Origin of the sequence: Cryobacterium arcticum, assembly GCF_003185895.1 — a bacterium.
Classification (GTDB): domain Bacteria; phylum Actinomycetota; class Actinomycetes; order Actinomycetales; family Microbacteriaceae; genus Cryobacterium; species Cryobacterium arcticum.
This window is the reverse complement of the sequence record NZ_QHLY01000012.1, coordinates 1,711,081-1,728,820: the sequence shown is the minus strand read 5'-3', so window position 1 is coordinate 1,728,820 and position 17,740 is coordinate 1,711,081. Positions and strand designations below refer to the sequence as shown.

At 70.9% G+C, this 17,740-nt stretch carries 20 protein-coding genes; 11 read left to right on the top strand and 9 right to left on the bottom strand.

Annotated features, from left to right (window positions below):
- Window positions 1–546, bottom strand: coding sequence for a hypothetical protein (locus tag CTB96_RS17825; protein WP_110128120.1), 546 nt, complete (start codon window positions 544–546; stop codon window positions 1–3).
- Between the two features lie 143 nt (window positions 547–689).
- Between CTB96_RS17825 and CTB96_RS17820 the strand changes: the two genes are divergently transcribed.
- The 7 genes from CTB96_RS17820 (at window position 690) to CTB96_RS17790 (ending at window position 7,390) form a co-directional block, all read left to right on the top strand.
- Window positions 690–1,886 carry a sensor histidine kinase gene (locus CTB96_RS17820; RefSeq protein ID WP_219993287.1) on the top strand — a complete coding sequence of 399 codons (1,197 nt, stop codon included), beginning with the start codon at window positions 690–692 and terminating at the stop codon, window positions 1,884–1,886.
- A complete protein-coding gene (locus CTB96_RS17815) occupies window positions 1,883–2,545 on the top strand; it encodes a response regulator transcription factor (protein WP_110128119.1) in 663 nt (220 codons plus the stop codon). Before CTB96_RS17820 ends, CTB96_RS17815 begins: the two co-directional genes overlap by 4 nt.
- 51 nt (window positions 2,546–2,596) lie before the next feature.
- Window positions 2,597–3,595 carry an ABC transporter substrate-binding protein gene (locus CTB96_RS17810; RefSeq protein ID WP_110128118.1) on the top strand — a complete coding sequence of 333 codons (999 nt, stop codon included), beginning with the start codon at window positions 2,597–2,599 and terminating at the stop codon, window positions 3,593–3,595.
- A gap of 90 nt (window positions 3,596–3,685) precedes the next feature.
- Window positions 3,686–4,735 (top strand): FecCD family ABC transporter permease, encoded by a 1,050-nt coding sequence (locus CTB96_RS17805; RefSeq protein ID WP_248283439.1) that lies wholly within the window; start codon window positions 3,686–3,688, stop codon window positions 4,733–4,735.
- On the top strand, window positions 4,732–5,778 hold the full coding sequence (locus CTB96_RS17800; protein WP_110128116.1) for a FecCD family ABC transporter permease: 1,047 nt from the start codon (window positions 4,732–4,734) through the stop codon (window positions 5,776–5,778). Before CTB96_RS17805 ends, CTB96_RS17800 begins: the two co-directional genes overlap by 4 nt.
- A gap of 26 nt (window positions 5,779–5,804) precedes the next feature.
- Window positions 5,805–6,689 carry an ABC transporter ATP-binding protein gene (locus CTB96_RS17795; protein ID WP_248283438.1) on the top strand — a complete coding sequence of 295 codons (885 nt, stop codon included), beginning with the start codon at window positions 5,805–5,807 and terminating at the stop codon, window positions 6,687–6,689.
- Window positions 6,686–7,390, top strand: coding sequence for a GntR family transcriptional regulator (locus CTB96_RS17790; protein ID WP_110128114.1), 705 nt, complete (start codon window positions 6,686–6,688; stop codon window positions 7,388–7,390). Before CTB96_RS17795 ends, CTB96_RS17790 begins: the two co-directional genes overlap by 4 nt.
- 50 nt (window positions 7,391–7,440) lie before the next feature.
- Here CTB96_RS17790 and CTB96_RS17785 read toward each other — a convergent pair whose 3' ends face one another.
- Window positions 7,441–9,024 carry an MFS transporter gene (locus tag CTB96_RS17785; protein ID WP_110128113.1) on the bottom strand — a complete coding sequence of 528 codons (1,584 nt, stop codon included), beginning with the start codon at window positions 9,022–9,024 and terminating at the stop codon, window positions 7,441–7,443.
- Between the two features lie 107 nt (window positions 9,025–9,131).
- Between CTB96_RS17785 and CTB96_RS17780 the strand changes: the two genes are divergently transcribed.
- Window positions 9,132–9,332 carry a hypothetical protein gene (locus CTB96_RS17780; RefSeq protein ID WP_110128112.1) on the top strand — a complete coding sequence of 67 codons (201 nt, stop codon included), beginning with the start codon at window positions 9,132–9,134 and terminating at the stop codon, window positions 9,330–9,332.
- 127 nt (window positions 9,333–9,459) lie between these two features.
- Here CTB96_RS17780 and CTB96_RS17775 read toward each other — a convergent pair whose 3' ends face one another.
- The 3 genes from CTB96_RS17775 to CTB96_RS17765 form a co-directional block, all read right to left on the bottom strand.
- Window positions 9,460–9,900, bottom strand: a complete 441-nt coding sequence (locus tag CTB96_RS17775) for a hypothetical protein (protein WP_110128111.1) — start codon at window positions 9,898–9,900, stop codon at window positions 9,460–9,462.
- A 65-nt stretch (window positions 9,901–9,965) separates the two neighbouring features.
- The gene (locus tag CTB96_RS17770; RefSeq protein ID WP_110128110.1) at window positions 9,966–10,166 is read right to left on the bottom strand and encodes a hypothetical protein; all 201 of its coding nucleotides are present in this window, start codon (window positions 10,164–10,166) and stop codon (window positions 9,966–9,968) included.
- A 145-nt stretch (window positions 10,167–10,311) separates the two neighbouring features.
- Window positions 10,312–11,271: a quinone oxidoreductase family protein gene (locus tag CTB96_RS17765; RefSeq protein ID WP_110128109.1), complete on the bottom strand. Its 960-nt coding sequence runs from the start codon at window positions 11,269–11,271 to the stop codon at window positions 10,312–10,314.
- A gap of 89 nt (window positions 11,272–11,360) precedes the next feature.
- On the opposite strand from CTB96_RS17765, the gene CTB96_RS17760 reads away from it, so the two are divergent.
- Window positions 11,361–11,810: a MarR family winged helix-turn-helix transcriptional regulator gene (locus CTB96_RS17760; protein ID WP_110128108.1), complete on the top strand. Its 450-nt coding sequence runs from the start codon at window positions 11,361–11,363 to the stop codon at window positions 11,808–11,810.
- Here the strand turns inward: CTB96_RS17760 and CTB96_RS17755 are convergent.
- Window positions 11,799–12,101, bottom strand: a complete 303-nt coding sequence (locus CTB96_RS17755; protein WP_110128107.1) for a hypothetical protein — start codon at window positions 12,099–12,101, stop codon at window positions 11,799–11,801. The genes CTB96_RS17760 and CTB96_RS17755 overlap by 12 nt on opposite strands.
- 164 nt (window positions 12,102–12,265) lie before the next feature.
- Between CTB96_RS17755 and CTB96_RS17750 the strand changes: the two genes are divergently transcribed.
- Window positions 12,266–12,961 carry a DUF4287 domain-containing protein gene (locus CTB96_RS17750; protein WP_110128106.1) on the top strand — a complete coding sequence of 232 codons (696 nt, stop codon included), beginning with the start codon at window positions 12,266–12,268 and terminating at the stop codon, window positions 12,959–12,961.
- Window positions 12,962–12,976: 15 nt separating this feature from the next.
- Here the strand turns inward: CTB96_RS17750 and CTB96_RS17745 are convergent, their stop codons facing one another.
- From CTB96_RS17745 to CTB96_RS17735, 3 genes are all read right to left on the bottom strand, one after another.
- Window positions 12,977–13,543, bottom strand: coding sequence for a carboxymuconolactone decarboxylase family protein (locus CTB96_RS17745; RefSeq protein WP_110128105.1), 567 nt, complete (start codon window positions 13,541–13,543; stop codon window positions 12,977–12,979).
- 46 nt (window positions 13,544–13,589) lie between these two features.
- The gene (locus CTB96_RS17740) at window positions 13,590–14,885 is read right to left on the bottom strand and encodes an ABC transporter substrate-binding protein (protein WP_110128104.1); all 1,296 of its coding nucleotides are present in this window, start codon (window positions 14,883–14,885) and stop codon (window positions 13,590–13,592) included.
- Between the two features lie 117 nt (window positions 14,886–15,002).
- The gene (locus tag CTB96_RS17735; RefSeq protein ID WP_219993286.1) at window positions 15,003–16,448 is read right to left on the bottom strand and encodes an aminotransferase-like domain-containing protein; all 1,446 of its coding nucleotides are present in this window, start codon (window positions 16,446–16,448) and stop codon (window positions 15,003–15,005) included.
- Between the two features lie 70 nt (window positions 16,449–16,518).
- Between CTB96_RS17735 and CTB96_RS17730 the strand changes: the two genes are divergently transcribed.
- Entirely contained in the window at window positions 16,519–17,424 is a 906-nt protein-coding gene (locus CTB96_RS17730) for a DMT family transporter (protein WP_248283504.1), read from the top strand.
- Window positions 17,425–17,740 lie beyond the last annotated feature (316 nt).

Genomic DNA, 17,740 nt, shown 5'->3' with positions numbered 1-17,740 from the left:
TCAGGCGGCGAGCAGGTGACTGGCCTGCTCGCCGCTCTGGTACACCACGTCGTACTGCGCCTCGATGAGCGGGATCACCCGGGCGGAGCGCTGCGCCAGCACTCGCCCGTGCACCAGGTAGCCGGCCAACCAGCCGACGAGGCCCACGGCACCGAGCACGATCGACAGCGGCACCAGACCGGCGTCGATGCTGAAGACCGAGCCGGCCAGGAAGGCCGTGCCCACGATGCCGACCCCGATCGACAGCCCGAGGGCGGCGCTGGTCTTGGAGCGCTCGAGCGCGGCGATGCTGACCAGCGCGATGTCGGCTTGGCGCTGCAGCTCCGCCACGAGCGGCCGGTTCTTCAATGCCCGGTCGCGCTTGAGCTTGAGGGTCACCGTGGTGGCGCCGGGCAGGCCGGTCTCGGTGGCTTCGGTGATCCAGCCGAAGTTGCGGTAGCTGTCGGTGTAGATCGACTCCAGGTCGCGCGGCACTCGCACGGTCGTGTACTCGTAGGCCACAAAACCGGTGGGCAGGCTCGGAACGCTTGGGGTTGTCTGGGTCATGATGGTGCTCGCTTTCGAGAGTGTGGTGGGCGGTATGACCCCATCCTGGGTCGGCCCCGACCCGGAATCATCGTGTAACCGGACGGTCATGCACTACTGCAGATGGACTACGTGCCGCCCGACCCACCTGGGAGGATGGGGCTGTGACATCCTCCGAGCATCCGCGCCGAGCGCCGCGAGCCCCGCTCTGGTCGAGGCGAGGGCCCGTCCTGGAACGGGTCACGCTCGTCATCATCTCTCTGGCGATCGCGGTCGAGGGGATCACCGTCGCCCAGGCCGGCTTGCCCATCGGTGCCGTTCTGGCCCTCATCGCCACCACCGCCGGGGTGGCGTTCTGCTATCGGATGCCCTACCTCGGCCTGACCCTGGTGGCCGCCGGTCCGGTGATCGCCGCGCTGTTCGGCTGGGCGCCGATCGCGAACTGGTCGATCGCCTGCTTCGTCGCCTTCCTCCTCGCCCTTCGGGGCGGGTCGGCGCTGGTTGCCGGCGGCGTCATCGCGGCCGCCAACCTGGGGTCGGTGTGGCTCGTCTCCGGCGACCTCAGCATCATCGAGAACCCGGAGGCATCGGTGTCGGCCTTCGCCGCACTCGCGACCGCCGCCGCGGGCAGCGCGATCCGGGAATCCCGGCGGTACTGGCTCGAACTCGAACGCCGCACCGCTGAGGCCATCGCCACCCGGGAGGCTGCGGTGGACCGCAGCGTGGCCGAGGAACGCCTGCGCATCGCCCGCGACCTGCATGACAGCGTGGGGCACGAGATCGCGGTGGTGAACATGCACCTCGGCGCGGCGGACGTGCACCTGCCCGCCGACGCCCACGCGAGCCGTGCCGACCTGGCGGCCGCCCAGCAGAGCGTGCAGGCCGTGCTGCGCGAGACCCAGCAGATTCTGCGCGTGCTGCGGGTGGGAGTCGAGCCGGACACCCTGGCTCCTACTCCGGAGCACGGGCGGATCCCCGCGCTGGTCGACGGCTTCCGCGCCGCCGGCCTGACCATTGAGGCCACCGTGACCGGCCTGGAGACCGACCTGCCCCTGGCGGTGAGCGCGGCGGCGTACCGGATCGTGCAGGAAGCCCTGACGAACGCGCAGCGGCATGGCAGCGGCGACGTGTCGCTACGAGTGCACGTCACCCCAGCGGGCGTCACGCTGGAAGTGGTGAACCTGCGCCGCGTCGGCGCCACCCGGGAAGCCTCCGCCGGCGGAGGCAACGGCCTCGTCGGCATGCGGGAGCGCGCCGCCTCCACCGGCGGCCAGGTGCAGGTGCGCGAGGACGCGCGATTCTTCTGGCTCACGGCAACCCTGCCGGCCGCGCCCCTCTCGAGAACCGGAGCACCCGAATGACCCGCGTGATGATCGTTGACGACCAGGAGATGATCCGGGCGGGCCTGCGCACAATCGTGGAGGCGCACCCCGGCATCGAGATCGTGGCCGAAGCCGGCGACGGCCTCGAGGCCCTCCGGCTGCTGGAAGGGACTCCGGTTGACGTCGTCTTGCTCGACATCCGGATGCCCGGCATCGACGGGGTGGAGACGACCCGCCGGATTCGTGCCGCTCATGCCGCGGAGACCGTGCGCATCCTCATTCTCACCACCTTCGAACAGGACGAGAACGTCGTGAACGCGCTGCGGGCCGGCGCCGACGGGTTCCTCGGCAAGGGGGCCAGTCGCGCCGAACTGACCGACGGCATCCTCCGGGTCTCGGATGGCGGGCACGCGCTGTCGCCCGCCGCCGTGAACGCGCTGGTCGAGCACGTGGCCCTGCCCGTGGTCGTGCCCAGCGACCCTGCCGCGGCCCTGCGATTCGCCGAACTCACCCAGCGCGAGCGGGAAGTCGTAGGGCACATCGTGGCGGGGCTGGACAACGCGACCATCGCAGCCCGCATCTTCGTGTCGCCGTTCACCGTGAAGACCCACGCCAATCGGGCGATGATGAAATCGGGCACCCAGAACCGGGCTCAGCTGGTATCTCTGGCCGTACAGGCGGGTATCCGGGCCGACTGAGGCGAGTGGGCGGCGACGAAACTTGTCGACAACGTAGGTTAGGCTGCCCTTATGTCTCGTCCTTCTGCGGATCGCCGCACCACACGACTCCTGAACGCACTCGCCGCCTCAGCGGCCACGATCGCCCTCCTCGCCGGCTGCACCAGCGGTGCCGCCGCCGACGCCGACGCCGACGCCGACTCCGCTGACCGTGCGGGCCGCACCGTCGACACCATCCTCGGCGAGGTCACCGTGCCCGAGCAGATCGACGCGGTCGTCGTGATCGAGGGTCGCCGCGACCTCGACATCGCCCTCGCGCTCGGGCTGCCCGTTGTGGGCTTCCCGATCGAGGAAGAGGGAGCCCTCGAACTCGAATCGCCGCTGGCCGACGCCCGCGCCGAAGCCGAGGCGAACGGTGCCACCGGGCTGTTCATCGCCGATGAGATCAACATCGAAGCGATCGCCGAGGCGGCCCCGAGCCTGATCATCAGCCGCTCCGACGACGTCGAGCCGATCTTCGACGAGCTCAGCGCGATCGCGCCCGTGCTCGCGATCGGTGAACAGGATGTCTCCACCTGGCAGGACGACCTGCTGCTCGTCGGCGAAGCCACCGGCACCACCGACACCGCGGAGGCCCTGATCGCTGAGTACGAGGCGCGGGTCGCCGAGGTCTCTGCCAGCTACGCCGACGTGATCGCCAGCAAGCTCGTCGTGCCGCTGGGCACCGACGCCGAAGGCTCCCAGGTGCGCCCCAACCGCCTGCTCTCCAACGTGCTGCAGGATGTCGGCGCGCAGCCGAGCGCCGCGTTCGCCGAGTCGATCGAGACCGGTGAGGGCGTCGAATTCGGACCGGAGCAGCTGCTCGACGCCCACAAGGATGCCGACGGCATCGTCGCGCTGGTGAACGTGGCCGACGAGTGGGCCGCCACCCAGGCGAACCCGCTCTGGACGCAGCTGCCCGCCGTCGCCGCCGGCCACGTGGTGCGCTCCGACAAGTCCACGCACGAGGGCGGCCCGATCACGGCTCTGCACGCGCTCGACGTGGTCGAAGCGCTCTACGCCACCTTCTAACCCGCCTGTTCTGCGCCCCTTCTGCCAAGGCTTCTTCTGACTCCCGACACCCTGACCACGACGAGCACCCGCACGCCCAGCGCGCGCGGGGTGCTCGTTGTCGGCGTGCTCGCGCTCGCGGCCGTGCTGGCCGTCGCGACGCTGAGCATCTTCGTGGGCACCCGGCAGTTCGACCCGGCCACGGTGTTCGGCGCGTTCACCGGCACGGCGGGGGAGGAGGCGCACGCGATCATCCTCGGCCAGCGGGTGCCGCGCACGATCCTCGGCATCGTCGGCGGTGCCGCCCTGGCGGTGGGAGGCGCCCTGGTGCAGGCGCACACCCGCAACCCCCTCGCCGACCCCGGGCTGCTCGGCGTCACCGCGGGTTCCGCGCTGGCCGTGGTGCTGGCGATCTCGCTGCTCGGCGTCACCACGCCGGCCGGTTACCTCTGGTTCGCCTTCGCGGGCGCGCTGGTGGGCACCGTGCTGGTGGCCGTCTTCGGATCGGTCGCCACTCGGCGCCGGGATGCCGGACCGGCGTCTTTGGTGCTCGCCGGCGCCGCCGTCTCCGCCCTGCTCGGCGCCGTGACCGGGGTCATGCTGCTGCTCGACACCGCCACCCTCGACGTCTATCGGTTCTGGACCGTCGGCTCCCTCGCCGGAGGCCGCGGCTTCGAGGCGCTCGGTGTGGTCTGGCCGTTCCTGGTACTCGGCCTGCTGCTGGCGCTGGTGCAGGCGCCCGCGCTCAACGCCCTCGCCCTCGGCGACGACATCGCCCAGAGCCTGGGTCGTAATGTCGCCGGCACCCGGATGCTCGGGCTGGCCGCGATCGTGCTCCTGGTCGGCGGGGCCGTCGCCTGCATCGGCTCGCTGGGCTTCGTGGGCCTGGTGGCTCCGCATCTGGTGCGCCGGCTCTGCCGTGATGACCAGCGCGCCCTCGTGCCGCTCGCGGCCGCGGCCGGCGCGCTACTCGTGCTGGTGGCCGATATCCTCGGCCGGGTGGCTGTCGCGCCCAACGAGATTCCGGTGGGCATCACCCTCGGCGTGCTCGGCGGCCCTGCATTCCTGGTGCTCGTGGTGCGCTCGGCGCGCCGCCGGTCCAGCCGCCGCCGGCCGGCGACCCCGCAGGCCACCGCGGCGCGGAGAGTGGTGTCGTCGTGAGTGTGCTGCGGCTCGGCCCGGTCTCTGCGATCGTGCGCCCGCGCACCGCCATCGTCACCGCCGCCGCCATTCTGGTCGCGGTCGGCCTGGCCGTCGTCTCGCTGGGCATCGGCGACTTCAGCCTCACCCCGCCCCGGGTGCTGCAGGTCTTGTTCGGCGGCGGCACCGCCCGCGAAGAGCTCATCGTCAACACCCTGCGGCTGCCCCGCGCCGCCCTCGCCCTGGTGATCGGCGCGGCCCTGGGCATCTCCGGCGCGATCGTGCAGACGACCGCCCGCAACGCCCTAGCCAGCCCCGACCTGCTCGGCATCACCTCGGGGGCGAGCGCCGGGGCCGTGGCCGTGATCGTGCTCGGCGGCACCAGCGGCCAGGCCGCCGGGCTGCTGCGCTCGGTGGGGGTGCCGGTGGCCGCCGTGGTGGGCGGCCTGGTAGCGGCGACTGTCGTGGCGCTCATCCTGCGGGTGGTCGACGCGAACGGGGTGCAGCCGCTGCTGGTGGGGGTGGGCGTCTCCGCGTTCTTCGGCGGGCTGGTGAGCTGGATGATGATCGCCGCGAGCATCGACGATGCCGCCCGCGTCAACGTCTGGCTCACCGGCTCGCTCAACAACCGCTCCTGGCCGGAACTCGCCGCGGCCGGGACCGTGACGATCGTGGGTCTCGCCGCTCTCGTTCCGCTGGCGCCGCGCCTGGCCACGCTCTCCCTCGGACCGGAGACCGCCCGGTCGCTCGGGCTTCGCCCCGGGCCCACCGTCACCGGTCTGCTGCTGATCTCGGTGGTCATGGTCTCCGCGGCGACCGCCGTCGCCGGGCCGATCGCGTTCGTCGCCCTGGTGGCACCGCACCTCGCCCGCATGGCGAGCCGGTCGCCCACCCCACCGCTGCTGGCCTCCGCCACCATCGGGGCGCTCGTGGTGGTGGGCAGCGACCTGGTGGCCCGCACCGTGCTGACCCCGATCATCCTGCCCGTCGGCGCCGTCACCGCCGCCGTCGGCGCCCCGTTCCTGCTCTGGCTGCTCGTGCGCGGCAGAAAGGCCTCCGCCTGATGACCGACGCTTCAAGAGAGCCGATCGTGCACCCTAGTCCGATCCCTGCCGGCCACCCGGCCGAGAACGAGTTCGTGGTGGACGGAGTGAGCGTGTTCTACGGCGACCGGCTCGCCGTCGACGCCGTCAGCACGGTGCTACCGGCGGGCAAGATCACGGCCGTGATCGGCCCGAACGGCTGCGGCAAGTCCACCCTGTTGCGCTCCCTCGCCGGCCTGGTGCGACCGGACGCCGGCACGATTTCGCTCGGCGGAACCGACATCCGTCAGATCCGCACCAAACAGTACGCCCGCCGGGTGGCGGTGCTGCCGCAGTCGCCGCTGGCCCCGGAGGGGCTCACCGTGGCCGATCTCGTCTCCCGCGGCCGTGACCCGTACCGGCGCTGGTACGACCAGTGGTCGCGGGCCGACGAGTCGCTCGTGCACGACACCCTCCGGGCCACCGGGCTGGAACTCCTCGCCGATAGGCCGCTGGACTCGCTATCCGGTGGGCAGCGCCAACGCGCCTGGATCGCGATGGCGGTGGCCCAACGCACCGGGGTGCTACTGCTCGACGAACCCACCAGCTTCCTCGACGTGGCCCACCAGCTCGAGGTGCTGGCCCTCGTGGAGGAGCTGCACGCGAACCTCGGGGTCACGGTGGTGATGGTGCTGCACGAACTCAGCCTCGCCGCCAAGCACGCCGACCACCTCGTGGCCATGAAATCCGGCCGGATCGTCGTCTCCGGCACCCCTGCCGACGTGGTCACCGCACCCGTGCTCGCCGAGGTGTTCGGTATCGAGGCCGACATCCTCAGCGACCGGCGCACCGGCCGGCCCATCGTGATCCCGACCGGCCTGAGCGGCGAGATGCGGCACACTGGCGGTGGGCAAGCATCCGCCCTCACCCCGCCGACAAGGACCGAATCATGACCGAGAGCGCCGTGCCGCCCGCCATCGGTGCGACCACCCGCGCCACCGACGCCGTGCGCCGGATGATCACCTCCGGCGCGCTCGCGCCCGGCAGCCACGTCATCGAGAGCCGCCTCGCCGCCGAACTCGGCCTGTCGCGCTCGCCGCTGCGGGAGGCGCTGCGCGTGCTGGAACAGGAGGGCCTGCTGAGCTCCGTGCCCAACCACGGGGTCACCGTCACCGAGCTCAGCGCCCAGGACATCTACGAGATCTACACCCTGCGCCGCACCCTGGAGGAGATGGCCGTGCGCATCGGCGTGCCGGTCACGGTGCCCGACCGGCTGGACCGGCTGGACCGGGCCTTCGCGCAGATGCTGGAGAACGCCCACCGCGGCGACGACGATGCGGCTGCAGAAGACAGCCACCGGTTCCACCTGGCGCTGGTCGGCCTGGCCGGTCATGGCCGACTCGAGCACGCCTACCGATCGCTTGCCCTGCAACTGACCATGCACCTCAACCGGCGGGCGCGGGCGGCGAACGAGACCCTGGTCGAGCGGGCCGAACGGCACCGGGTGATCGTGGACCTGGTGCGGGCCGGTGACGCGGAGGGCGTGGTCACCGAACTCGCGGATGGTGCCAGCGTCACCCTGGTGCGCCGGCTCGGGCGACCCAGCGTGTTGTCGCCGGAGGCGGAGCGCTGGTACGCGCAGGTGCCCGGCTGAGCCCGGGTGCCGCGACCGATGTGCACACGGCCGGCACTAATGCTGTGGCGTCATCCGGTGCTTGGCTGGGGAAAGTAATGCTGCTCGTCGGAATCGGCGGAGCAGTACCCCCGAACCGTGGCCTGGATCTCGCGGTCGCGGCCGGTGAGCCGCTCAGTGTGCTGTCGGCGGAACTCGCCCCACGAGGGAACCATGAACGTCTCCAGCCACACATCCCGGGCCTCGCCGCTTCGGTACAACCGCCACCGGTAGCCACCGGTGCGCCGGCGGGATGAGCCGACGGCCCGCATCGCCGTCTGGAATTGGTCGACCCGCTGAGGGAGCACCGGGTACGAGATCGTCACGAGAACCGGTCCGTCGGTGGGTTCCGGCTCGAACACCAGGGTGGGCGTGGCCCAGGTGAGGGTGATCGTGCGGTCAATGGTGCCGGTGCCGGGGTGGAGCGGCAGGAGCCGGATGCTGATGCCGACGAGTACCAACAGCGTGGCCGCGATGGCGAGGGCGCCGGTGGTGCCGATCAGCTCTGCAACGAGTCCCCAGAGGATGGAGCCGAGTGCCATCGACCCCATGAACACCAGAATGTACGTCGCCGCGCCGCGCGAGCGCACCCATTGAGGCAGGGTCAGTTGCAGAGCCGTGTTCAAAACCGTGAGCGTGCCGATCCACGCCAACCCGGCTAACACCAACAGCACCAGCGTGGGGATGAACGGCAGGTAGGCCGCGGCCACAGACCCGACCGCAAAAAGCACTGCGCTGCCGGCGATGATGGTGTTGTCCGACATCGTCTTCCGGGCCAGAGGGAGGGCGAAGATGCCGATCACGGCACCGACACCGAGGGCGCCGAGCAAGAAGCCGTACCCGCTCGAGTCCAGGCCGAGGCGCTGCGCGCTGAGCGGCAGCAGGGCCCAGAGCGCGCTGGCCGGTACGGCGAATAACGCCGAGCGCAACAGGATGCGGCGCACGAGGTGTGCGGAAGCGACGTAGCGTACGCCGGCACGCAGGGCTGCGCCGAACTGCTCACGGTCGGCCAACCCCTCCTGCGGCGGTCGGCGCCACCAGGCGAGGGCGAGAGCGGCCGCCACGAAACTCAGCGCGTTGATACCGAAGACCACCGGTGCGCCGAACGTTGAGAGGAGAACGCCGGCCAGGGCCGGACCCACCGCGCGAGCCCCGTTCACCGTGACTCCGCCGAGCGCCGAGGACGCTCCGATCTGTTCCCTGGGCACCAGTTCGGGTTGGATCGCTTGCCAGGCCGGTGAGGTGAGGGTGGAGGTGATGCCCAGCAGGAACGTGAAGCCCAGGAGCAGCGTCGGCGTGAGTGCGTTCGCGGTGGCAACTACGGTGAGAGCAGCCGCGATGGCCGCGCTCGCCACCGATCCCCAGATCAAGAGCTTGCGGCGGTCGAGGGAGTCCGCCAGCACGCCGGCCGGCAGGGAGAACAGCATGGCAGGGGCGAGGCTGGCCGTCTGCACGAGGGCGATGACCGCAGCACTCGCCGCCGCGTCAACGAGGTACCACTGCGCGCCGACGGTTTGCATCCAGGTGCCGATGTTGCTGCCCAGTTGGGCAAACCACAGCACGCGAAACGCAGTGACGGCAAGTGGTGCCCATGGTGACGTGACGTCTCTCGACATGTCGCGAGTATAGGGCCCGCCTACGCGCTGAGCTTTCGGGAGATGCGGAGCATGGCTACTGTGTGTCAGAGCGGGTGCTCGTGACGGGCCCGGGCAGGGAGAGTCTGATGGCGACCGACGGTCGAGGACGGGTGATCGTGCGGGACGGGTCCTGGGGAGTCGTCTTCCTCCTCGCCTACGTCGGTGCTGCGATCTATTTCATCTCCACGTCGGACGGCTCCTTCTGGGGCGTCATCCTCGGCCTGCTCCAGGCGATCGTCTGGCCGGTCTACGTCACCTACTACGTGCTGCTCGGGCTCGGCGCCTGACGACCGCCCGCCGCGGAGCGGGCGGTCGATAAAGCCGTAGACCTGCTCGACGACCGAGCGCACGAGCCGGGTGGCCGGATTTCTACCGCCGGGAGCACCGGGATGGGGGATGCGGTGGCGGCGTGGCTCAGTGCAGGTGTGCGACCAGCAGCACGAGCACCACGAGCGCACAGAAACCCAGCATGACCACGAGCGCGATCAGCTTCTGGGAGAGCCGGAGCCGGGTGCGCCCCACCGCGACGAGGAGCGGGATCGACGCGGATGCGAGCGCGCCGGAGGAGATGCGGGCCATGGTGCGCAGGTCGGCCCGGCTGGGGGTGTCGGTGTGGGTGACCTGATGCGCGATGACCTCGGCGACAAAACCGGCGGCGGCGATACCGATGATGCCCACTGCCAGTGACAGGAACGCATCCAGCGCAGCGGTGTGGTCGACGTCGGAGTAGATCACCACGACGATGGCCAGACCCGTGAAGGAGGCGTAGATGCGTTCCTTGAGCGCGCGGGCCCGTTCCTCGGCCGGTTTCTGCTCCGGCAGGCGTTTGCGCACGGCCTCGATGACAGCGGCCATGGCTACTCCTGTTCGCGCAGCGGCCGGACCGGCCTGCGGGTGTCCGGGACGCCGGGGAGGCGACCTCAGGCGGCCCGGCCGACCGCGGTCGGCTGAGCTGCCCAGAGAGCGATCCTATCGAGCGAATGGGCGGCAGCGCGATCGACGCTGAGCGGCAGGTCGGCGGGGCCGTGGGTACCGGCGGGCACGGCGACCAGGCTGGCGGTCATGACAACCGGCGACAGCGCCCGGTGTGCCGGACGGGTGTGAAGAAGGGTGGTGGGCACAGGGTTCCTCTCGGCGTGTCCTGGGCCAGGGCGGCTTCGGATCGATAGCTCCATCGTGCCGAGTCACGGGCTGCGTTGGCATCGTCTGTTCGGATGAACCCGGGTACCCCGGGCGATGTAGTCCGGGGTAGCCGCCGGCCGGAGCCTAGGGCACGAGCACAATGCGCTGGGCCGAGCGGGGCGCATCCGCCCAGGCCTGTTCGACGTCGGCGAGCGGAACCGGGCGGACGTCGACGGTGAAGGTGCCGGCGATGATCTCCTGCACCAGAGCGGGGAGCACGGCGAGGATGTCGCGGGCGCTGACCGAACCCTGACCGCTGCCGACGAGCTGCAGCGGGATGGAGCGGAACGCGGCAGATGGGATCTGAGTGGTGCTGCCGGCGACCGAACCGATCTCGATCCAGGTGAGGGGGCGGCGCGGGTCGGCCCGGTGGGTGGCCAGGGTGGTCATCGCCGCGCTGGTCGGGGCGCCCCAGAGGTAGTCGAGCACCACATCGACATCGGCGGCGGCGTCGGCCAGCCGGCGGGCGCTCGCCGCGTCGTCAGCGTCGAGCAGCACGGTGGCGGTGGCGCCGAGTGCCGGCAGGGCGGCGAGCCTGGCCGCGTCCCGGCCGACGGCGATGATCTGGCCGGCGCCGAATAGCCGGGCCACCTGCACGGCCATCTGGCCGGCACTGCCGGTGGCGCCGAGGATCAGCACGTTCGCTCCGGCCGGGAAGTGCGTGCGTTGGCGCAAGGCGATCCAGCTCGACATTGCCGGGTTCATCGCGGCGGCGATCAGGACCGGGTCGCACCCCTCCGGCAGCACGATGCTGCGGCGGGTGTCGATCACGGTCTGTTCTGCCATCGCGCCCAGAGCGGTGTCGGGCAGCACGAAGTAGCGCAGCACGCCGTCGCGGCCGCGACCGACGCCGTCGATGCCGGGCACCAGGGGCAGCTCGTCGGTGCTGGTGTAGTGCGACCCGTCCGCCTGCGCCAGCACCCGCGGGTGCAGGCCGGCGGCGAGCACGTCAACGAGGAGGGCGTGCGGTGCGGTGGCATCGGGCGCGGGGAACTCCTCGTAGTGGGGAACGGTATCGAACGAGGAAACGACGGCGGCTTTCATGGCAGCTCCTGGGATGTCCGTGAGTGAGTAGTTGGTAGTACGAACTAAAAGTAGTTGGTAATACGAACTGAGTCAACTAGGCTGAGGGCATGGAAGAATCGCGACCGGCCGGGCCGGCGGTGGAGGTGCAGGACGAGCTGATCGACGCGCTCGTGCAGGCTTCGTTCATGACGATGGCGGTGCTCAGCAAGGTGGCGGCCGAGCACGACCTGTCCCTGACCCAGCTGCGGGTGTTCGCGATTCTGCGGGACCGCCGCCTACGGATGGCCGGGCTCGCCGAGTACCTCGGCCTGGAGAAATCCACCATGACGGGGCTCGTCGACCGGGCCGAGAAACGCGGGCTGCTCGAACGCGCGCCGAGCCCGGCGGACCGCCGAGCCGTGGACGTGTTCCTCAGCGCCGCCGGGATCGACCTCACCGAGCGGCTCTACGCCGAGATTCTGCGCGCTCTCTCGCCGATGACGAGTGCGCTGTCGCCGACCGAGCAGCGAAGGCTGCAGACGCTGATCGAACGGATGCTCGGTGGCTCAGCTGCGTGACTGCAGGAAGACCATGACGACGGTGCCCACACCGTAGAGCAGCAACTTGCCGCGGTAGCCCGCCCACCAGGCGCGAGGAGCGGGCTGCTCGTCATCGGTGTCCGGGGCATCCGGGTCGCGCGGCATGCCGTCGTCGGCGGGGGAGGCGTCGGGCCGGCGATCACCGGTCTGGCCGGCAGGCGCGGCGGGGCTCGGCCTGCTGCCGAGGCGCTCGAACGGCTTGGCGATGAACGCCGGGATCATGATGTGGTCGAACTCGTCGCGCGGTTCGTCGTTGTTCTTGTTTCTCATCCGGTTTTTCTCCCCTGCCATGATTCTACGGTTCCGGTGGGGTGCGGGCAGCGCTCCCGCCGGTTGCCGAGCCGCACAGGCAGGATTCGGGGCGTACTCGCAGTATCCTGAACGCCCGGTCGGGCGCCGCAGGGTGTCCCGGCGATACTCCGATGGGAAGACCGATGATCGCTCACGACACGTTCAGCCGAAGCATCCGGCAACAGCTGGCGACCATCCAGAGCCCGGTGCCCGCGCTGTCGGCCGAGCCGGTCGCAGCAGCGCAACCGCACGCGCGGCGCTGGGCCGCCGAGCCTCTGCACTCCGACGCGAGAATTCTGGAGAACACCGGGCACGGGTGGGACGACTGGGCGGAGCTGATCGAGGCCGGCCCAGGGCGGGACGCCGGGCACACCGCGATCGCGGCCTGGGTGCACGCCGAGCACGGCGTTCCGGGCTGGTGGGCGCAGGGCGTCACGGTGGGCTACGAGCGCATCGCCGGGCTGCGCCTGCCCGGCCAGATGCCCGACGGCAGCTTCAGCGTGAGCCGGTCCCGGGTGCTCGACCTGCCGGCGCCGCTGCTGCGGGCGGCTCTGCTCGACGGCAACAGCCGGGCCGACCTGTTCACCGGGCTCGACACCGAGCTGCGTTCCAAGCCGGCGTCGAAGGCGCTGCGCTACACCGTACGGCGAGCCGGGCATCCGCTGGGCTCGCTCCTGTTCTCGGCCGATCCGGTACCGGATGGCCGGCTGCGCGTGACCGTCACCCACGACAAGCTGCCCACCGTCGACGACGGCGAGCTCTGGAAGCAGTACTGGGCCGACTGGCTGGCCGCCGTGGCCGCCGTCACTGACCCCGCCGCGCAGGCCAAGGTCGACTGAGCCGGTCCAGCCGGGTCAGTCGGCGAGGTCGGGCTCGGTGTAGACGTGGGCGATGTCGGCGAGGTAATGGATGGCCGAACCGGCCACGAGCGCCGCCGCCACCCGCGACGCCTTCGACAGCTCGGCCGCCGTGGCGCCCGCCTGCTCCGCGGCGAGCCGGGCCCGCGTCGTCAGCTCGCCGTGAGACAGCGCCACGGCGGCGGCGAGCACCACCAGCGTCTTCGTCTTCGGGTCGAGGTGCACGACGGTGCCGTCGAATGGCAGCTCGAGGAACGGGTCGGTCGCGGCGGCCGGGTCGAGTAGCACCACCGCCAGGGTCTGCATGGCAGCGGCGAGCACACCGGCCTCGGTGAGCTCGGCGGCCGAGACGCCGAGGGCGCGCGCCTTGCGGGAGTGGAAGTCGACGCAGGTCGAACAGTGCGTGACGTGGGTGACGCCCACCGCCAGGATCTCGGTGGTGCGGGCGTCGATGTCCGGTGAGGCCCAGACCTCGTCGGCGAAACGCCGGTACAGCCGGAAGCTGCGGATGTTGCTGGTGGCCGCTTCGGAGATCTTGACGCGGGTTTCTACATGGTCGGACATACGGGCCTTTCGGGGTACTGGTCGGGTGAGTCAGAGCCGGGCGCGGTTAGGTGATCCGGCTGTAGGTGTTGTCGTCGCCGTACTCGTACACGCCGATGGTGGCTTCGGTGGGGTCGCCGTGTTCGTCGAAGGTGATCAAACCGGATGGGCCGTCGTAGTCGATCTGCTCCCCGGCGGCGAGCGTGGCGGCCGCGTCGGCGAAGTCGGTGACCTTGGTGCCGTCCCCGGTTCCGCCGGACACCTGTCGCAGGTTGTCGGCGATGGCCCGGCCGGAGACATCATTGCCCGCGTATGCGGCCAGGGCCAGCAGGATCACTGCGTCGTAGGATTCGGCGGCGTAGGTGAAGTCGGTGAGGCTCGGATCGAGTTCGAGCAGCCGGTCGGTGAACGCGGTGACCTGCTTGGCGCCGGGACGGGTGCCGGTGGCACCGGTGATGAGTCCGGGTTCGAAGGTGTCGCTGTAGTCGCTGAGGTTGCTGCCCACGAAGTAGAGCTGGTCACCGGGGAAGCCGGTGCCGACCAGCGCCGGGGTGATGACCTGCGCCTGATCGAAGGTGATCAGGGCGATGGCATCCGGTTTGGCCGCCGTGACATCGGCGATCTGGCTGGAGAAGTTGGCCTCGCCCTCATTGAAGAGCGACGTGGCCACGACCTCGCCGCCCGCGCCCTCGAACGCGGCGGTGGTGGCGTCGGCCAGGGCTGTGCCGTAGGAATCGTTGAGCACGATCAGGCCCAGGGTGCTGTTGCCGTCCTCGGCGATCTGGTTGCCGAGGACTTCGCCCTGCAACAGGTCGGACGGGTTGGTGCGCCAGAACAGCCCCTGGTCGGGGTAATCGGTGAAGTCGGGGGAGGTGTTGGCCGGGGAGAAGTGCACGGCGCCGGCGCCGGTGATCTGATCGATGACGCTCATCGAGACGGCGGAAGACGCCGCGCCGACGATGGCCGTGGCGCCGCCGGCGAGCAGGTCGGTCACCGAGACGGTCGCGGTGTCGGTGGTGGTGTCGCCGGAATCGCGGTAGGTGGCGTCGATGGTGAGGCCGGTATTCGCGGCGTTCACGTCGGCGACCGCGAGCTTCACTCCGGCCTCATCCGGCGGGCCGAGGAAGGCCAGGGCGCCGCTCTCGGGCAGGATGCTGCCGATCTTCAGGGTGAGATCGCGCTTGCCGGCATCGATCGGTTGGGCGCCATCGCCGGACTCGGCGGCGACGGCGGATTGAGGCGGAGCGCCCGCCGCATCCGGGCTGCAGCCCGCCAGTACCACGGCCACGATTCCGGCCCAGGCGACCGTGCTGATCACGGTGCGCGAGTGGGGGAAGGCGGTGGCCCTGGTCAAGACGGTCATTGTGCTCCTCGTCGGTGGTCGGTCCTTCGAGTCTTGACGCCGAGCCTTCCGCTATCGAATCGATCGGTCACGGTTCGACACACTCGGCCGGTGAGCGTCGTTTCTTGGCCCAGCCGGTCAGGCCAGGAGCCGGGCCAGGATGCCGACGGCCGGCTCGAACAGTTCGGGGCGGGCGCGGGAGTAGTTGAGCCGAAAGAACGACCCGGTCGGCTCGGCCGGGAACCAGTCACCCCCGGGGGAGAAGAGCACGCCCTCGGCAGCGGCCCGGCGGGCCAGGCCGGCCACGTCCACCCCGTCATTCGTGCGCACCCAGAGGTTGAGGCCGCCGCGGGGAACCAGCTCGAGCGCATCCGCCCCGAGCTGGCCGCGCACCTGGCGGGCCATCTCGTCGCGCCGGCCGCGCAGTGACCCACGCAGCCGGCTGAGGTGGCTGCGCCAACCCGGATCGGTGAGCACGTCGACCGCCGCAGCCTGCAGGATGCCGCTGACGTACAGGTCGTCAACCGTGCGGTCCACCTGGATGCGGGCGAGCGCCGGGCCGCGTGCCACGACCGCCGCCACCCGCACCGCCGGGGAAAGGCTCTTGGTGAGTGAACGCACGTAGACGATGTGGCCGTCGGCGTCATCGGCGGCCAGCGGGGCCGCGTCGGCGTCGATGCCGAAGTCGTGCGCCCAGTCGTCTTCGATCAGGTAGGCGCCGCGCGCGTGCAGCACGGCGGTGATGGCGCTGCGCTCAGAGCTGCTCCAGAGCGCTCCGGTGGGGTTGGCGAAGTGCGGCTGGGCGTAGAACAGGCGCGCCCCGCTGGCGCCGAGGGCGTCGTCGAGGTCGGCGGCAGTGGGGGCCGTCGTGCCGCGGGCGATCGGCACGATGCGCAGGCCGGCCTGCCGGGCCGCGGCCATGGCGCCCCAATAGGTGGGGGATTCCATCACGATGGCGTCACCCGGGTTGGCCAGCGCGCGGAAGATCGACGACAGCGCGCTCTGGCCGCCCGGCGTGATCACCACGTCGTCAGCTGCCGGTGGCGCCGCGACGGATGCGCCGGCCGGCGCCAGCTCCGCCGCGAACCAGCTGCGCAGCTCGGGCAGGCCGGAGATCGGGGCTCGTTCGACCGCGGTATTGGTGCGGGCGGCCCGCACCAGGGCCGAGCGCACCAGCCGGGTGGGCAGGAGTTCCTCGGCCGGGTAGCCGGAGTGCAGCGCGATCACCCCGGGGCCGGCGTTCGCCATGGCCGTGCCGATGGCGTCGGCGCCGGTGCGGGCGGCGCCGAGCGCGGTGGTCTGCCAGCCGAAGTCCGCCCGGTGCACCGAGTGTCGACGGGCCACAAAACTGCCCGCGCCCGGCCGGGTCTCGATCAGGCCCTCGAGCACGAGGCGCTGCAGCGCCCGCTGCACGGTGAGGGGGCTCGCGGCGTGTTCGAGCACCAGGGTGCGGGTGGAGGGCAGCCGGTCGCCGACCGGGCGGGAGGCGACGAGATCGCGCAAGTGGCGCTCGATGGCGAGGTGGGCGGATTCGCCGTCCAGGGGCTTGACGGTTCCGCGGGGCGCGGTGCTATCCTCATTCATGAAATCACAGAATAGCGCTATCGTGTCCGTCCCGCCAGCGCTATCCGGCCAGGAGGCGGGAGCGGCGAGTCTGGCTGCGACCGGCCCAGCGCCGACCGCGCCGCACGGCTCAGCCACGGCTGGCCTGGTCTTCGGGTTCCTCGGCGTGCTGGCGTTCTCGTTCACCCTGCCGCTCACCCGGGTGGCCGTTGCCCAACTCGACCCACTGTTCGTCGGCGCAGGCCGGGCTGTCGTGGCCGGCATCCTCGCGATGATCGTGCTGGCCGTACTGCGCCAACGGCTGCCGCGCGGCGGCCAGTGGCTGCGCCTGGCCGTGGTGGGCGCGGGCGTCATCGCCGGGTTCCCCATCCTCACCTCGTTCGCCCTGCAGACCGTTCCGGCCGCGCACGGCGCCGTCGTGATCGGGCTGCTGCCCGCCGCCACGGCGGTGGTCGCGGTGCTGCGCGCCCGGGAGCGGCCATCCCTGCGGTTCTGGCTCGCCAGCGGGCTCGGGGTGGCGGCCGTGATCGGTTTTGTGGCGCTCACCGCCGGCGGGCTCAGCAGCCTGCACCCGGCCGACCTGCTGCTGGTGTGCGCCGTGGTACTCGCGGCCATCGGCTACGGCGAGGGTGCGCTGCTCTCTCGCGAGCTCGGCTCCTGGCAGACCATCTGCTGGGCGCTCATCGTGGCACTGCCGGTGATGGTGCCGCTGATGCTGGTCGGCCTCGGCTCCGGCTGGCCCCGGGCGGATGCGCCGGCCTGGCTGGCCTTCGCCTATCTCGCCGGGGTGAGCATGTTCCTGGGCTTCTTCGCCTGGTACCGTGGGCTGGCCATCGGACCGATCGCCCGGGTCAGCCAGATCCAGCTGGTGCAGCCGGTGCTCACCATCGTCTGGGCCACCCTGCTCCTCGGTGAGCGGCTGGACCTGATCGTGCTGGTCGGCGCCCTCGCGGTGATCCTCTGCGCCGCCACCGCCGTGCGCGCCCGCATCCGCTGACCCGGGCATCCGCGGCATCGGTTGCCCGCCGCATCCGCCGCCGTGGGTGACGAACGCTGAAAAGGAAATAGTGAGCTAAAAAGGTCCAAATCTGCGATTTCGTCCTTTTTAGCTCACTTTTTCCTTTCTAGCGTGCGCGCGGAGGGACGGAACGGGGGCCGCGGGGGAGAATGAACGGGTGTGACGTGCGTTCACCCGCCGGTTACCTATTGGTTCTACGCTGACGCCGTCGCGGTTTGTCGCGAAAGCCGGACAGGAGCGTGCGTGACCCCGAACCACCCAGAGCCCGATCAGCGCTCAGCCGATTCCCTCGCCC

Coding starts and splice junctions, on each gene's coding strand:
- CTB96_RS17825 (WP_110128120.1), bottom strand. CDS start 546: ATGACCCAGACAACCCCAAGCGTTCCGAGCCTGCCCACCGGTTTTGTG.
- CTB96_RS17815 (WP_110128119.1), top strand. CDS start 1,883: ATGACCCGCGTGATGATCGTTGACGACCAGGAGATGATCCGGGCGGGC.
- CTB96_RS17810 (WP_110128118.1), top strand. CDS start 2,597: ATGTCTCGTCCTTCTGCGGATCGCCGCACCACACGACTCCTGAACGCA.
- CTB96_RS17790 (WP_110128114.1), top strand. CDS start 6,686: ATGACCGAGAGCGCCGTGCCGCCCGCCATCGGTGCGACCACCCGCGCC.
- CTB96_RS17785 (WP_110128113.1), bottom strand. CDS start 9,024: ATGTCGAGAGACGTCACGTCACCATGGGCACCACTTGCCGTCACTGCG.
- CTB96_RS17780 (WP_110128112.1), top strand. CDS start 9,132: ATGGCGACCGACGGTCGAGGACGGGTGATCGTGCGGGACGGGTCCTGG.
- CTB96_RS17775 (WP_110128111.1), bottom strand. CDS start 9,900: ATGGCCGCTGTCATCGAGGCCGTGCGCAAACGCCTGCCGGAGCAGAAA.
- CTB96_RS17765 (WP_110128109.1), bottom strand. CDS start 11,271: ATGAAAGCCGCCGTCGTTTCCTCGTTCGATACCGTTCCCCACTACGAG.
- CTB96_RS17760 (WP_110128108.1), top strand. CDS start 11,361: ATGGAAGAATCGCGACCGGCCGGGCCGGCGGTGGAGGTGCAGGACGAG.
- CTB96_RS17755 (WP_110128107.1), bottom strand. CDS start 12,101: ATGAGAAACAAGAACAACGACGAACCGCGCGACGAGTTCGACCACATC.
- CTB96_RS17750 (WP_110128106.1), top strand. CDS start 12,266: ATGATCGCTCACGACACGTTCAGCCGAAGCATCCGGCAACAGCTGGCG.
- CTB96_RS17745 (WP_110128105.1), bottom strand. CDS start 13,543: ATGTCCGACCATGTAGAAACCCGCGTCAAGATCTCCGAAGCGGCCACC.
- CTB96_RS17740 (WP_110128104.1), bottom strand. CDS start 14,885: ATGACCGTCTTGACCAGGGCCACCGCCTTCCCCCACTCGCGCACCGTG.
- CTB96_RS17735 (WP_219993286.1), bottom strand. CDS start 16,448: ATGAATGAGGATAGCACCGCGCCCCGCGGAACCGTCAAGCCCCTGGAC.